Origin of the sequence: Wolbachia endosymbiont of Trichogramma kaykai (assembly GCF_045765165.1) — a bacterium.
Taxonomy (GTDB): Bacteria; Pseudomonadota; Alphaproteobacteria; order Rickettsiales; family Anaplasmataceae; genus Wolbachia.
In genome coordinates, this window is sequence record NZ_JBJJXK010000003.1 from 82,416 (window position 1) to 97,784 (window position 15,369).

A 15,369-nucleotide genomic window follows, 5' to 3' on the forward strand; every position below is an offset into this window, starting at 1 on the left:
TCAAAGTAAACTGCCTTTTTTTGTCTTGTGTAACACACTTTGAACCTTATTTCCTAACTCATTCAGAGTAAATGGTTTGGGTAAAAAATGGAAGTCTTCTATATTGATTTCATCGCTCTTTAAGAAAGCATCCTCTGCATACCCAGAAATAAAAATAACTTTGATGTTTGGCCTATGTATCAATGTTTCTTTAACTATTTCTGGACCACTCACCTCTGGCATGATTACATCAGTGATTATTAGATCTATGTGTTGATTTTTTTTTCTAATGATCTCTAGTGCCTCGCTGCCTATACTCGCTTCTATCACATTAAATCCTTTTCTTGTAAGAGCCTTAGCAGTAAATTCCCTTACTGAATCTTCATCTTCAATTAATAAAATTATACCATTACCTTTAATCTCTACCGGTTTCTCTATTTCTTTACTATCTTCCTCTTTATCATTTTCATCCGATATGTAAACTATGGGCAAAAATATGCTAAATTTAGTTCCATGATTTACTTTGCTGGCAACATAGATGTATCCTTCGGTTTGTTTAATAATGCCATATACAGTAGAGAGGCCAAGACCTGTACCAGAAGTAATATCTTTGGTAGAAAAAAATGGATCAAATGCCTTTTCAATTATATCACTCATCATTCCACATCCAGTATCAATCACTTCAATCACAACATAATTCCCATGTTCAATCGTTTCCTTATCTGGAGAAAACATATCCTGAGGTGTAGAATTTAATGAATCAACCTTTTGATTAAAGGTTCGTATGGTTAACTCTCCCCCCTTTTCCATAGCAGCACCAGCATTAACTGCTAAGTTAAGCATAACTTGCTCTAATTGTCCTTGGTCAGCCCTAACAGCACCCAAATCGCTACCATAATAAATATTAAATTTTATATTTTCACCTATTAATCTTTTGATCATTTCATAAAGATTAGCTATCGTACCATTTACATTAATAATCTTTGGCTGCAAAGTCTGTCTTCTTGAAAAAGCAAGCAGTTGTCTTACTAAATTTGACCCACGTTTTGCATTTTGCTGTATCTGTATTATATCTCTAAAAGATGGGTCGCTAGCTGAGTGCTGGAGTAAAAGCAAATCACAAAATCCTATTATTCCGGTTAATATATTATTGAAATCATGTGCAATACCACCTGCTAATTGCCCTATAGCTTGCACCTTTTGATAATGCTCAAGTTTTATCTCTAGTTTTTTACGTTCAGTATTATCAATAAAATAACAAAGTATGAACATCACTTTATTATGAAGAAACTTATTAAAATATATTTTCATGTTATTACCGCCATTGAGCTGCACATCAAAGGACGCATTATTTATCCTATTACTTGAAAAATATTCACGCACTTTCATATGATAACCATCTGATATCAATGTAAAGATAGAACCATTGTTTGACCCCGCAAGTTTTACTAATGCTATATTTTTCTTTATAAAATTGCCATTTATGTCGCATTGTGCAATAGCAATTGACGAATTTGTAAAACAAGGGTGTAGTTGATAATCAACAATATTTGATTCAGTTGGTGTTATAAAGCCGTGTATATAGCTATGATTGTATTTATCACAAAATATAGCAGTACTCATATAAGCCTTAAATGGAGCACCGTTTATAGTAAAAAACATAATTTCATTTTTGGTTATTGTATCGTCATACTTAGATTGAGATATAAAATCATTGATTGAGCTACCTTTTTCCAATTTTTTTAGTTCAAACATGTCTAAAAATCTTTTATTTACAGATAAGATACATCCCTTTGTATTTGCAACGTAAGTTGCTATATTGTGTTTCTCTATCAGCTCTTCATATACCTGCTCTTTGTTTACCTGAGTTGCCTTCAGTACAAAATACCCATTCGGTCTTGCTATTGGGGCTAATGATAAATTTAAAGTCTTGTTACTATTTATAGCAATTTGTGGATTATCCGGTATTGGTTCAGAGAGCAAAAGAAAGTTAGATATTCTACTCTTCTTGCTTAAGGAGATGCATATTTTTACGGAAGTGTTATTTCTTAACGCATGATAGAGTGATTTTCTGTCTTTTTCTGACACGTCTCCTGCTTCAAGAATTTTATCTAGCGTAACATCATCGTTTATGTGATCTTTAAACCTTTCGTAGAACCTCGCATCAGCATAAATAATACCCTCATCTTTATGTAAAATAAGACAAAACTCTGTATTATGATTCAGCGCATTTGCAAATATTGCATTTTGAAACTCTATGATATTGAGTAGATACTTGCAACGTTTTATATTATATACCACAAAGAGAGTCATTAGAATGCTAATTAATAAATTAATCTCTATATTAACATGCTGACTATATACATTAGAAAAATAGAGCACTGATATTGCTATTGGAGGTAAGAACATAATGACTGCCATCACAATAATTGATATCTCATAATTTCTTAGTATGAAGTCAACTCTGTTCTCTTTTTTGTTATCTATGTATCTTTTACCCATTATTATTGCTTAGCATCCTTGCACATATAAAAATATTCTACTATATTGATTAATTATTATAGATTTATTAACATCCTTGATGGGTAGTTACTATCCCAATCTAATCAAGTTCTGTAAATATAGAGTACAGTAATATTAACAAGCCAACAGAAGGCATTATGGAAAAACAAAAGATACAAGCATTTGAATGGTTCTGCGCACTGAGAAACAAGATCACCGAATCTTTCTTATCAATTGAGGTACAGTCATTCACACAACCAAAAATCGAAAAAAGAAAGTGGAACCGACCAGGTGGAGGAAGTGGTGAATCTACAATTATCTTTGGTAATATTTTTGAAAAAGTTGGAGTAAATGTTTCAAGAGTATACGGAAAGCTCGAAGACTCAGCCATTAATGAAATTCCTGGTGCAAGTGAAAGCAATGGAGAGTTTTGGGCAAGCGGTATATCTTTAGTGTCTCACATGCAATCTCCCCTTATCCCTGCAGCACATATGAACACAAGGCTGATATATACCTCAAAACAATGGTTTGGTGGAGGAATGGACTTTACTCCAATTTATAAAGATGAGGGAGATTGCAAATATATTCACGAATCAATTAAAGCAACTTGCGATGAGTTCAACATCGAATATTATCCTAAATTTAAAAAGCAATGTGATGATTACTTTTTTTTACAACATAGGAAAGAGCCACGTGGTATTGGTGGAATTTTTTATGACAATCTAACTTCTGGCAACTGGAAAAATGATTTTGAGTTCACAAAAGCAGTAGGTGAAGCCTTTTTAGAAATTTACTTACACATCATACACAAACATATGCAAAAATCTTGGACAAAAGAACAACGAGAAGAACAATTGATAAAACGTGGCAGATATGTGGAGTTCAATCTTCTCTATGATCGTGGCACAAGGTTTGGTTTAATGACTAATGGTAACCCCGATGCAATTATGATATCGATGCCGCCTCTTGTTAAGTGGGTGTGAAAAGCGGTTATTAATATAAAATAAATCGTTATAGTTTAAAATTGTACCAGAATGGTGATTTTGTATAGAGGGGTACAATCATGGGTTAGTAGATAGTTTTTTAATTAAATCCGCTAGAAATAGCAATATAAGAGGCGTGAGGCTAGCTTTAAGTCTTCATAATATAGTAAACAGCTTTGAAAAACTCTTTTCTAAAATTAATCCTTTTAGGAACAAGGGGTCATTTGGCTTGAATAATGATCAAACTTTAAATCGAGCTTTAGAGTATGCGGTAACAAATCTTGATCATAATGCAATGACGTTACTTGTTAGTGCTGGAGCAAATATTAATGAAATAAATAATATTATAGGAAATGTAATCCTTCAATACAAAATAGCATCAGAAGATATGCAGTACGGAGATAAGGAAAGTCTCAAAGATCCTAAAGAAAAATGTTGTTTAGCACTTGGTGAACTAATAAAAAAGAAAGAAAAGAAATATTGGAGATTTTGAAACAAACGGAAAGTTGTGACAAGCTTAAAGAGGAAGTAGGGCTAAAATTTAAGGCCGACTCACCTAAAAAACCTCCTAGAATTTTTGAGCATGATGATTTTACTTTTAAAAGAGCCCATTTATGATGAGGTATATGACGCTAAGGTTAGTAACTCATTAGAAGAGTTGAGAGCATCGGAAGAATCCATTTATGCTGAAGTATATGATATGCATAAAGGATCTGCTGAAAATTTATTATTGAAAGATAGTGGTTGTTCTAGTATATTGGGAGAACCTATTTATGAAGATGTATCAGATACAAAAGTTGAACAAATTAGAATTAGGATCTAAAGCTCCTAAATCTGAGATAGGTTCAGTAAGCATTGAACATGGGGTAATAGGAGGCTGTCGATATAAAATCACTGATATATCACTCTAACTGTGTGATTCAAAATAATTGAATTGACTTTATATGTATAATCGATATAACTCAGTTAGATTCAAAGCGACTCTTTCGTCTAGTGGTTAGGACACCACCCTTTCACGGTGGTAACACGGGTTCAAATCCCGTAAGAGTCACTCAAACAGAATGCAAATAACTAAAGTTTTAAATGAAAAAAATTAGGCTTTATGTTGAAGAAGCTTTATCACAAAATGTAACTTTGGTGCTTCATCCACGACAAAGTCACTATATTTACAATGTAATGCGGCTTAAGAAGCATGATAACATCTATCTTTTTAATGGAAAGGATGGAGAATGGTTAGGAGAAGTAGTGAATATATCAAGCAAATCGACAAAAATTATAATAAAAGAACGCACTAAACAACAACAACATGAAAAAAATCTATATTTGTATTGTGCTCTGGTAAAAAGCGGCGCCTTAAGCAACATAGTAAGACAAGCAACTGAAATGGGAGTAACCTGCATTCAATTTATTTCAACAGAACGTACAGTAGTAAAAAACATTAACCTAAGTAGAGCGAAATTACATGCAATTGAAGCTGCGGAACAATCCGGTAGGACAAGTATACCACAGATTTTTCTTCCTATTAATTTTTGTGAATTATCCGATTCTCAGAATAAAAATTTTGTTTTATGTGATGAAACAGGTGAAGGAAAACCTCCTAATAAAGTTCTAAAAGGCAAGAAAAACGTTGCTATTATTGTTGGCCCCGAAGGTGGTTTTTCATCTTGTGAACTTGATTCTGCCAATAAATTTTGTCAGAAACTGAGTCTAGGAAAAAGAATTTTGAGGGTTGATACTGCTGTAGTTGCTGCATTAACCTTCACTAATTGGTATAGCTAGATTTTTTAATACGGCTAGTGCAACTTGACACTCTATATAAAGAAATCTGCATTATATTTTTCCTAAAAGAAATAAATGAAACTTGCATTTTTCCGAACTATCGATACTCTTAGTAAAGAAGTCGGGGCGTAGCGCAGCCTGGTAGCGCATTTGGTTTGGGACCAAAGGGTCGGGAGTTCAAATCTCTCCGCCCCGAGATTAGAAAAATTACAAGAGCACTGTAGCCCAAGAGCAATTTTTATCAGCAAGTAAATGATTGACAGCAAAATGAAGATTTTTCATATGAATCACTGTATATCATATTCTATCGTTCAAGTTTGTAAAATAATTGACAATGTTAATTTTCTAATCTATAAATGGATCTTGAAGTGATTACCGAAGGAGGTGTAGAGTTTGATTGAAGTATCAGTGCATTATGGTGATGTAGATAGAGCTCTTCCAGTATTGAAAAAAATAATTCAAAAGGAGGGAAGAGGGATCAAAATGAAAAAAAAATATCACGAAAAGAAATCGGAGAAAACAGCTAAGAAAAAAGCTGAAGCAAGGAAAAAGAGGTATCAGCAGGAATGCAGAAGACAGCGTTATGGTTGGTAGCTTTTACTAAGGTTAATAATTAGTTATCTTATGAATATTCACGAATATCAAGCGAAGGAAATTTTACACAAGTTTAATGTTCCAGTACCAAAGGGTTTTGTTGCTACGTCTGCAGAAGAAGTAGCAACTCAAATAAACCAACTAAAATCTGACGTGTTTGTGGTTAAAGCTCAGATTCATGCAGGTGGTAGGGGTAAGGCTGGTGGCGTAAAGCTAGCAAAGTCAACTGAAGAGGCTCAACAACTTGTAAAGGACATGCTTGGCATGACTTTGGTTACTCATCAAACAGGGCCAAGCGGACAGCAGGTAAAGAGAGTATACATTGAAGAAGGTTCAAGTATTAAAAAAGAGTACTATTTGAGTCTAGTAGTCGATCCAAAGCTTAGTAGGCTAGTATTTATATTTTCTTCGGAAGGTGGAATGGATATCGAAGAAGTAGCAAAAAATTCTCCTACAAAGATTGTGAATTTTAGTATTGACCCTGCTACTGGTTTTACAGGTTTTGGTAACAATAAGCTTTGCAATAGCTTTAATCTGAGTTCAGAACAAATAGGAAAGGTAACGAATATTGCAAAAAATATATATGATGCGTTTATTACAACTGATGCGAGCCAGATAGAAATTAATCCACTAGTTGAAACGAATGCTGGAGATTTTATTGCACTTGATGCTAAAATTAATTTTGATGACAATGCTCTATACCGTCATTCAGAAATCGTGAGCCTACGTGATTACGATGAAGAAGTCAAAGAAGAAATAGAAGCTTCAAAGCATGGTCTCAGTTATATAAAAATGGATGGCAATATTGGTTGCATGGTGAACGGTGCAGGTCTTGCTATGGCAACAATGGATATAATAAAGTACTATGGAGCAGAGCCTGCTAACTTTCTAGATGTTGGTGGTGGAGCAAGTAAGGAAACTGTCACTGAAGCATTTAAAATTATATTATCTGATAGTAATGTAAAAGGAATTTTGGTTAATATATTTGGCGGTATAATGCGTTGTGATATCATTGCAAATGGAGTAGTTGAAGCTGCAAAAGAAATAGATATTAAGGTCCCTTTAGTGGTTAGATTATCAGGCACTAACTTCAAAGAAGGAAAAAGAATTTTAGAAGAGTCAGGGCTAAATATTATTGCTGCAGACGAACTTGATGAGGCTGCACGGAAAATAGTACAAGAGGTGAAGTAGAGTATGTCTGTTTTAGTAAATAAAGATACAAGGTTAATATGTCAGGGCTTTACTGGTGCACAAGGTACATTTCATTCAGAACAAGCAATTAGCTATGGAGTCAAAATGGTTGGCGGTGTAACTCCTAGCAAGGGTGGAAGCACTCACCTTAATTTACCAGTTTTTAATACCGTAGCAGAAGCTAAAGAAAAAACTGACGTGAATGCTACTGTGATATATGTACCTGCTAAATTTGCAGCTGATGCGATACTTGAGGCAATAGATGCAGAGATAGAATTAATAGTTTGCATCACAGAGGGCATTCCTATACTTGACATGGTAAAGGTAAAGCACGCTCTCGCTGGTTCAAACAGTCGATTGATTGGCCCAAACTGTCCAGGGGTTATTACACCCGAAGAATGCAAAATAGGAATTATGCCAGGACATATTCACAGACGTGGACATATAGGAATTATGTCTCGCTCTGGAACTTTAACTTATGAAGCGGTAGCACAAACAACCGCTGTTGGTCTTGGTCAGTCAACATGTATAGGAATTGGAGGGGATCCTATTCATGGTATGACGTTTGTTGATTGTATGGAGTTGTTTTTGAAAGATGATGACACTCATGGTATTATAGTTATTGGTGAAATAGGTGGAAACGAAGAAGAGGATGTATCACATTTTGTGAAAACAGAAAAAACTAAAAAGCCAATCATTGGTTTTGTAGCAGGTCAAACAGCACCTCCAGGAAGACGTATGGGGCACGCTGGGGCTATTATCTCCTCTAGTGGCGGAAGTGCTGGTGCAAAGTTAGAGGTTATGCGTAGTGCTGGGATTGCGATTGCAGAAACCCCTGCTGTGATTGGTAAAAAGGTGTTAGAAGTAATGAGTGTCAGTGCCTAGTCTAGGTCATAAAAACCCTATATCCCCAGTCATCAGTATATTTTGCGACCACTCAATCAGTAACTGACCTCCTGGTAAATGCACTGAAGTTTGTTTGGTAGCTAAGCACTGACGAAGTATAGATGCAACGAGTGCTGCACAAGCCGCACTACCACATGAAGCAGTAATACCTGTTCCTCTTTCCCAAACTCTTAAGTTTATTTCTCCAGATTTTTCTATTTGTGCAATACTAACATTTGTTTTCTGAGGAAATAATTCGTGATTTTCTAGCTTTGGTCCTAAATTCTGCAATGGTATTTCGCTTATGTTATCAACAAAAAAAACTATATGAGGGTTACCAATATTTACTGCAACTGGCTCTTTCAGCATTTCAAGCTCTATAGGTAGATAAAGGGGATCGCATTCACAAGAAAGAGGAATTTCATTCCATTTAAGCAATGGTTTACCCATATTGACCTTTATTGATTTATCACCTACTTTAAAACATTCTAAGATACGATTATTTATCAGCTCAATAGTGATATATTCAGTACCTTTTTCTAACATTATCAAATATCCAACACAGCGTGCTGCGTTTCCACACATTTCAGCTCGACTACCGTCAGCATTGTAGATATGCATAAAGCAGTTTGCAGCATTAGACATTGTTATAATTATCACTTGATCATAACTGCCTTGATCAGCAATTTGTCTATAATTCCAGTCTAAATTATTTGCTGAACGTGAGTCTATGATAACAAAACTATTGCCAGTACCATGCATCTTTACAAACGGGATCTTGTCTGTTAGGTTACTTACCATTATAGCAAAATTATATAAGTGAAAATTTTTCTTCTAATTACAGCTGTTTTGTATTCTATAGTTTTCTGTAATGTGAGTGCTAAGTCAATACCGGAGAACAGCAAAATGCTCTTTTGGCACACTGGAGTTAGAAAGGGAGCAAATGTTTTCAATAGAAAAGTTGATAGTGACTTAATCAAAGCAGCAAAGGAATACAAAATTGGTTTTATTCGTCTTGCTCCTGACAAATTTGAAACTACGCAACTTTACTCCCTATTAGGCAATGCAGACAATTATCCGGGCCTGATTTTCCAAAGACCTGAAAGTTCTGAAAGATGTTTTAGATACTTTTCATCAACAAAAAATACCAGTAGTGTTAACGATGCTTAGCTTACCTGGATCTAGATGGAAGCAAAATAATCACGATAAAGATGATTTACGTTTATGGTCAGATCAAGCTTTTCAAAAACAAGCAGCAAAATTTTGGCAAGATCTTGCGAAAGAGCTTAAAGATCATCCTGCTATTGTTGGATATAATATCTTAAATGAACCGCATCCAGAAAGGCTTTATAATACTGCAGAATCGGCTATTTATAACGTAGAACAAAGCAAAGTTCAGAAGAATCTATTTGGCTTTTATAGCAACGTGGTAAACAGTATCCGCCAAGTTGACTCAGATACCCCAATAATACTTGATAGCAGCAGTTATGCTGACTCTAATACTTTTAACAAATTTGAACCTGTTAGTGATAAATGTTCTTTATTCATTTCATATATATGAGCCCTTTGCTTATACAAACTTAAAATTAAACCAAGGTAACTTCGCCTACCCTGGACATGTTCAATCTTTTGATGCAAAAAAAGTAGAGTATTGGAGTAAAGATAAGTTAAAATCATATATAGAACATGTAAAAATTTTCCAAAAGAGGTATAATATACCAGATTATAAGATCCTTGCTGGAGAGTTTGGCGGGCACCGCTGCTCAAAAGGATTAGAGCACTATTTTCGAGATCTTACTTCTATTTTTAATGAATATAATTGGCATTTTGCTGTTTATGGCTTTCGAGAAGATATATGGGATGGACTATGAACTTGGAAATAAGAAATTATCGTGGAAAGATTGGCAAGCAATTGAAGAGGGTAGGATGAAAAAAAATTATTTGCCAAATAGTTCAATTTTTAAGATATTAAGAGAAAAATGGTCAAGTCAGCTCGCTGGCCATTCGTCATAAAAGAATATTTCTTTTATTGATCTTCTTTGTTTTTCTTTGACTTCAGCACCCTCTTTTTCGTAACCAACTGCTATCACTGACATTACATTAAAATCATCAGGTATATTGAATCTCTTAACTATTTTATCTCTATCAAATCCACCCATTTGATGAGCCACTAAGTTCATAGCTGCAGCCTGCAGCATAAGTGCATAATTTGCTGCACCAGTATCATGCTTAGCCCAAAAATTTTCTCCTTTACCTTGTTTGCGGAAGTTCTTAGCGCTTAGAGATATAATTAGTATTTGTGCATCTTTTGCCCACTTTTGATTAGATTCATCAAGACAACCGAGCAATTTTTTCCATGCGCTTTGATTGTTCTGTTTGTTGCATATCACATATCGCCAAGGTTCATCACCAAAACATGAGGGTGTGAGCCTTACAGCTTCTATTAAAATATCCATTTCTTTCTGAGATATTGCTCTTGTAGGATCGTATGAACGTCCGCTGTGTCTTTCTTTCATCAAAGATAATAGATCTTGTTTACTCATCGTTTTTAAATAGTGCATAAACAATTCATTGTAGCGCAATATAAGCAAAATTTAAATTGCAAAACCTCTTATACACATATATTACATTTAGTAAGTTATTTTTATTGGGAAGATATGTTTATAACACAATCAAGCAGTAGGTCAACACTGGCTGAAATATTGTCTTGTGTTTTACTTTTATTCTTGATGGCTCAAATAAGCATACCATTGCAGCCTGTGCCTATCACATTGCAAACTTTAGGATTAATGCTTGTTGGGCTTAAATTTAACCGCAGAACAGCATTCTATTCTGTGCTTACATATCTATCACTTGGTGCAGCAGGATTTCCTGTTTTTGCGAATTTTTCTGGTGGTCATCACATTTTTCTCGGGCCAACAGGTGGATATTTGATTGGCTGTTTAGTTGCTGTTGTAGTAATGAGCAGAGTAAATGAATTACTGAACTCTAAACATAAATCATTTATGTGTAATTCTTTAAGTTGTCTGGTGGGTACAGTCGTAGTCTTGATTTGTGGTATTAGTTGGCTTACTATTTACGTGGGTCTGAAACAAGCAATAATGGTAGGTGTTTTACCATTCATCCTTCCTGGTTTGGTAAAAATTTTTCTACTTGTAGCAGCTTTGCAGTATTTGAAAAAGTGATAAGGTTTCGTCCTCATCATTTTATGTGCACTCTTGCATTTCAAGGGTATGGATATTCTCAGAGCTTTGTAGAAAATTACAAAAAGATAGCAAGTAAAGTAATTAGTGATCCTAATACTAAAATCGAAGTAGTTGATAATCTTGACACTATTTGCAGTGTTTGCCCAAACCAGACTAAACAAGGTAAATGTACCACACAAGCTAAAGTTTTAGAGCTAGATAGAAGACATATGGAAATTTTAGGAATAAAAATTGGCGAGATTTTGACCTGGAGTGAAGCAGTCAAAAAAATTAGAAAGAAAATGTCTTTAGAGAAATTTGACTACGCATGTGAGGAGTGTAATTGGCAACCATATGGAATGTGTAGAAGTGCTCTTTTAACTCATTCTAAATAGTATCTGCCAATTAATAATATCTTTATTATTATATTAGATAAGTAATTTAGCATTTATGAATTTGTAATGTGTCGCGTATAGTTCAAAGAAATAAGATTTACTGGTTACGCTCTGCAGCCAATGCCACAATACTAGGATCTATCTTTGTCTGCATGTTAATTTGCTTTGTGATTTTATGGAGGTCTTCTGTTACCTATGCTAGTGAAAATTTGGAGATACAGGAGGTCTTTGATAGTGTTGTCAAGCATATAAAAGATGATAAAAAATATAAAGATCTTGATGTTCTCGAGAGAAAAAGTGACAAATTTAACATCAAAATTTCTCATAATTCTGGAAAGAATTTTGATATATACTCTATTTTAAAAAAAGCAAGAGATTCCTTTGAGTTAGGAGATAGTGAAACAGCTACTTCTCTCCTCAATCAGATTATTGCAAGATTTCCTTATCATGAAAGTGCTTTAATTGGACTAGGGAATATCTATTACGCTAACAAAGAATTTAAAAAAGCTGTAGAGATTTACACAAGACTGTTAAAAGAATATCCTGGCAACCCTTATGTATTAAAGAATTTTCTGACGATAATCTCACAATATGATCCTAATTTAGCATTGAGTGAAATGTTGAAATTGTATGATACACTCAGAAATAGCGCCCCTTTATCAGCAAATTTAGGTTTGATCTATATGAAAAAAGGGGATTACGTAAAAGCTAAAGAATATATGAAAGCAGCAACTTCTTTAGATCAAAATAATATTTTTTATACCTATAATTTAGCTGTTATTCTAGATAAGCTCTCAGATTTTAAAAATGCCACAGCATGTTATTCAAAGTTGTTGAACATGTCAAAAAATGCAAGTGAAAGAATACCTTTATACAAGGTAGCAGCAAGACTAAAATTTATACAACTCCATAATGCGCACCCAGCGATTCCATAATAGTTGCTTGTATCGCTATTTTTGTTTACAACAACAACATTGAACTCTAGAATTATATCTAGAGGGGCAATTAGCTCAGCTGGTAGAGCATCTCGTTTACACCGAGGAGGTCGGCAGTTCAAGTCTGTCATTGCCCATTAGCCTAGCTGAATATTAATATTACGATTATTTCAATCAAAGTATAGGAAATGCAAGACAACATAGTACCAGTTTCAATAGTGAAAGAGCTAGAGGATTCTTATCTCTCCTACGCAATGAGTGTGATCATAAGTCGAGCTATACCTGATGTGCGAGATGGATTTAAACCTGTTCATAGGCGCATATTATACGCAATGTCGAGGGCTGGGTTCGATGCCGGTAAACCGTATAAAAAAGCAGCTCGTATAGTCGGGGATGTAATGGGAAAATATCACCCACATGGCGACATGGCTATCTATGACTCCTTGGTCAGGATGGCTCAAGATTTTTCTCTTCTTTTACCACTGATTGATGGGCAAGGTAACTTTGGTTCGATAGATGGAGATCCGCCAGCTTCAATGCGATATACAGAAGCAAGGCTCCACAGAGTGTCGCATTTTTTACTAAATGATATTGACGAAGATACAGTTGATTTTAGGCCAAACTATGATGGAAATGAAACAGAGCCTGTTGTACTGCCTGCAGAATTTCCGAATCTATTGGTAAATGGTGCAAGCGGTGTTGCAGTTGGTATGGCAACCAATATTCCTTCTCACAACCTTGGAGAAATAATAGATGCTTGTATGTTATATATAGATAATCCTGAAGTTACTTTGGATGAGTTACTTGAAGTGATGCCAGGGCCGGATTTTCCAACTGGGGGAACGATTCTTGGAAGGTCTGGAATAAGATCAGCATTTGCAACGGGTCGTGGATCAATTTTTGTGCAAGGCAAGACTCACATGGAAGACCTGACACAAGATAGGCAAGCAATAGTGATTGATGAAATACCTTACCAGGTAAATAAAGTAAAATTAATTGAGAAGATAGGTGAGCTTGTAAAAGAAAAAAGAATTGATGGCATAACAGAAATTAGGGATGAGTCTGATCAGTCTGGTATTAGGGTAGTAATTGAGCTTAGAAGAAGTGCTGAAGTAAGTTTTATACTTAATCAAATATTGGGACTAACTCCACTAAGAAGTAGTTTTAGTGTTAACACTCTAGTCCTCAACAATAACAGGCCTGCTTTGATGTCATTAAAAGAAATCATAGCTGCTTTTGTTGATTTTAGAAAAGAAGTATTAATCAGAAGAACAGAATTTCGTCTAAGAAAAACGAGGGAAAAAGCTCATATATATATAGGGCTCTACATTGCGGTCTTGAGCATAGATGAAGTGATAAAAATCATCCGTGGTGCAAAAGATCCTGCGGAAGCAAGTAGAGAACTTTTAAATAAAGAATGGAAAACTTCAGCTGAGATAAACACAATTATTGGATTAATCTCAGACAGCATGAGCTTTTTGAAAGACGGAGTGTATAGATTAACTGAGTTGCAAACGAAAGCTATTCTTGACATGAAATTGCAACGTTTAACAGGCCTTGAAAAAGACAAATTAGAAGCTGAGCTAAGTTCAATGATCAACCTGATAAAAGAATATATCGCTTTTCTTGGCTCAGGAGAGAAGTTGATGAAAGAAATAAAAAACAATCTACAAGAAATAAAGAACAGATTTGCTGTGCCGCGAAAAACTTCAATAGAGGAATCAGATACGGATATTGAAGCTGAAGATCTAATTCCACAAGAGGATATGGTGATAACCGTAACTATGAATGGTTATATTAAGCGTGTGAAGCTTTCTCATTATAGAACTCAGCGTCGTGGTGGAAAAGGAAAGCTAGGACAAGGATTAAAAGAAGAGGATGTAACCACAAAATTATTTGTTGGGAATACCCATACTAGCCTTTTATTCTTTTCTAATATTGGCCGAGTTTATAGATTAAAAGTTTATAAGTTACCTCTTGCAGAGCCAACTGCACGTGGAAGAGCACTTGTTAATATATTCCCGCTTAGCGATGGTGAAACTATAACTAATATAATGCCATTACCAAGTGAAAATGACGAAAATCAAAACATAGTTTTTGCTACTGCTCATGGGAACATAAGGCGCAATTCTTTAGCGGATTTTCACTATATTCCAAGCAATGGAAAAATAGCAATCAAGCTCGATGAAGGAGATAAGTTAATATCAGTTAAAGTATGCAATGAAATTGATCATGTTTTTCTTTCAACAAGATTCGGCAAAAGTATCAGATTTGTTGTGAGTGATGTGCGTCAATTTAAAAGTCGCAATTCAGATGGCGTAAGAGGTATCAAACTTGCAAAGAATGACGGCGTGATATCCATGACCATATTAAATGGGATAGGTGTAGCAACAGAAACAAAAGAACTTTACTTAAAAGTTCCACTTGCAAAAAGACTGGGGGCTGCGATTAATAACTCCATTGATTCTAAATTGGAAAGGACTTTGAATGATTTAGGAATAGATAACGAATTATTCTTAAAACTTGCAGTGAATGAGGAGTTTATATTAACTATTACCGAAAATGGCTTTGGTAAAAGAACTTCTGCGTATGAGTATAGGGTAACAAATAGAGGTGGTGTTGGTATTACAAATATCCTTACTACCGATAGAAACGGTAATGTTGTTGCTAGCTTTCCAGTTGAACGGGGTGATAATATCATGCTTATTACAGATAAAGGAAAGTTAATTCGTATTTCAGTAAATGATATCAGAATTGCAGGACGTAGCACTCAAGGAGTCACTCTGTTTAAAACAGAGAGTAGAGAAAAGGTGGTGTCAGTAGCGAAAATTGAGGATCCTGATTCCACTGAAGATAGTATTTCCGAAATTGAAAACTCTGTTTCTTCTTAACTGTATAGCAAAGGTTAAGCAAATAGTGCAAATTTCTATTGATTAATCTA

Annotated in this window: 17 protein-coding genes and 3 tRNA genes; 17 read left to right on the plus strand and 3 right to left on the minus strand. The window is 34.8% G+C overall.

Annotated features, from left to right (window positions below):
• Positions 1-2,481: a response regulator gene (locus wTKK_RS02340; RefSeq protein ID WP_407511840.1), complete on the minus strand. Its 2,481-nt coding sequence runs from the start codon at positions 2,479-2,481 to the stop codon at positions 1-3.
• Between the two features lie 158 nt (positions 2,482-2,639).
• Here wTKK_RS02340 and hemF point away from each other — a divergent pair, with 158 nt between their 5' ends.
• From hemF to sucD, 9 genes are all read left to right on the plus strand, one after another.
• Positions 2,640-3,464 carry an oxygen-dependent coproporphyrinogen oxidase gene (hemF, locus tag wTKK_RS02345; protein ID WP_407511842.1) on the plus strand — a complete coding sequence of 275 codons (825 nt, stop codon included), beginning with the start codon at positions 2,640-2,642 and terminating at the stop codon, positions 3,462-3,464.
• A gap of 136 nt (positions 3,465-3,600) precedes the next feature.
• Entirely contained in the window at positions 3,601-3,957 is a 357-nt protein-coding gene (locus wTKK_RS02350; protein WP_407511843.1) for a hypothetical protein, read from the plus strand.
• A gap of 90 nt (positions 3,958-4,047) precedes the next feature.
• Positions 4,048-4,287 carry a hypothetical protein gene (locus wTKK_RS02355; protein WP_407511845.1) on the plus strand — a complete coding sequence of 80 codons (240 nt, stop codon included), beginning with the start codon at positions 4,048-4,050 and terminating at the stop codon, positions 4,285-4,287.
• Positions 4,288-4,443: 156 nt separating this feature from the next.
• Positions 4,444-4,515 (plus strand) — tRNA-Glu (locus wTKK_RS02360).
• A 32-nt stretch (positions 4,516-4,547) separates the two neighbouring features.
• Positions 4,548-5,243, plus strand: a complete 696-nt coding sequence (locus wTKK_RS02365) for a 16S rRNA (uracil(1498)-N(3))-methyltransferase (protein ID WP_407511846.1) — start codon at positions 4,548-4,550, stop codon at positions 5,241-5,243.
• Positions 5,244-5,365: 122 nt separating this feature from the next.
• Positions 5,366-5,439: transfer RNA gene (locus wTKK_RS02370), tRNA-Pro, on the plus strand.
• Between the two features lie 197 nt (positions 5,440-5,636).
• On the plus strand, positions 5,637-5,837 hold the full coding sequence (gene rpsU / locus wTKK_RS02375) for a 30S ribosomal protein S21 (RefSeq protein WP_211907618.1): 201 nt from the start codon (positions 5,637-5,639) through the stop codon (positions 5,835-5,837).
• A 30-nt stretch (positions 5,838-5,867) separates the two neighbouring features.
• Positions 5,868-7,028, plus strand: coding sequence for an ADP-forming succinate--CoA ligase subunit beta (gene sucC, locus wTKK_RS02380; protein ID WP_407511847.1), 1,161 nt, complete (start codon positions 5,868-5,870; stop codon positions 7,026-7,028).
• Between the two features lie 3 nt (positions 7,029-7,031).
• Positions 7,032-7,913, plus strand: a complete 882-nt coding sequence (gene sucD, locus wTKK_RS02385) for a succinate--CoA ligase subunit alpha (RefSeq protein ID WP_407511849.1) — start codon at positions 7,032-7,034, stop codon at positions 7,911-7,913.
• 6 nt (positions 7,914-7,919) lie between these two features.
• On the opposite strand, the gene dapF is transcribed toward sucD, so the two are convergent.
• A complete protein-coding gene (gene dapF, locus wTKK_RS02390; protein ID WP_407511850.1) occupies positions 7,920-8,714 on the minus strand; it encodes a diaminopimelate epimerase in 795 nt (264 codons plus the stop codon).
• 72 nt (positions 8,715-8,786) lie between these two features.
• Between dapF and wTKK_RS02395 the strand changes: the two genes are divergently transcribed.
• From wTKK_RS02395 to wTKK_RS02405, 3 genes are read left to right on the plus strand one after another with little or no spacing between them, the layout of a single operon-like run.
• A complete protein-coding gene (locus wTKK_RS02395) occupies positions 8,787-9,083 on the plus strand; it encodes a hypothetical protein (RefSeq protein ID WP_407511851.1) in 297 nt (98 codons plus the stop codon).
• A complete protein-coding gene (locus wTKK_RS02400) occupies positions 9,067-9,474 on the plus strand; it encodes a cellulase family glycosylhydrolase (RefSeq protein WP_407511852.1) in 408 nt (135 codons plus the stop codon). Before wTKK_RS02395 ends, wTKK_RS02400 begins: the two co-directional genes overlap by 17 nt.
• Positions 9,428-9,784, plus strand: coding sequence for a glycoside hydrolase family 5 protein (locus tag wTKK_RS02405; protein ID WP_407511853.1), 357 nt, complete (start codon positions 9,428-9,430; stop codon positions 9,782-9,784). The genes wTKK_RS02400 and wTKK_RS02405 overlap by 47 nt, the downstream gene beginning before the upstream one ends.
• Before the next feature lie 117 nt (positions 9,785-9,901).
• Here the strand turns inward: wTKK_RS02405 and wTKK_RS02410 are convergent, their stop codons facing one another.
• Complete coding sequence (locus tag wTKK_RS02410) at positions 9,902-10,474, minus strand: nitroreductase family protein (RefSeq protein WP_407511855.1); 573 nt, start codon at positions 10,472-10,474, stop codon at positions 9,902-9,904.
• A gap of 96 nt (positions 10,475-10,570) precedes the next feature.
• On the opposite strand from wTKK_RS02410, the gene wTKK_RS02415 reads away from it, so the two are divergent.
• From wTKK_RS02415 to gyrA, 5 genes are all read left to right on the plus strand, one after another.
• Positions 10,571-11,098: a biotin transporter BioY gene (locus wTKK_RS02415; RefSeq protein WP_407511857.1), complete on the plus strand. Its 528-nt coding sequence runs from the start codon at positions 10,571-10,573 to the stop codon at positions 11,096-11,098.
• A complete protein-coding gene (locus tag wTKK_RS02420; protein ID WP_407511858.1) occupies positions 11,095-11,493 on the plus strand; it encodes a DUF1284 domain-containing protein in 399 nt (132 codons plus the stop codon). The genes wTKK_RS02415 and wTKK_RS02420 overlap by 4 nt, the downstream gene beginning before the upstream one ends.
• A 68-nt stretch (positions 11,494-11,561) precedes the next feature.
• Positions 11,562-12,428 carry a tetratricopeptide repeat protein gene (locus wTKK_RS02425; protein ID WP_407511860.1) on the plus strand — a complete coding sequence of 289 codons (867 nt, stop codon included), beginning with the start codon at positions 11,562-11,564 and terminating at the stop codon, positions 12,426-12,428.
• A 64-nt stretch (positions 12,429-12,492) separates the two neighbouring features.
• Positions 12,493-12,565, plus strand: a tRNA-Val gene (locus wTKK_RS02430).
• Positions 12,566-12,616: 51 nt separating this feature from the next.
• Positions 12,617-15,319, plus strand: a complete 2,703-nt coding sequence (gene gyrA / locus wTKK_RS02435) for a DNA gyrase subunit A (RefSeq protein WP_407511861.1) — start codon at positions 12,617-12,619, stop codon at positions 15,317-15,319.
• Positions 15,320-15,369: the final 50 nt, after the last annotated feature.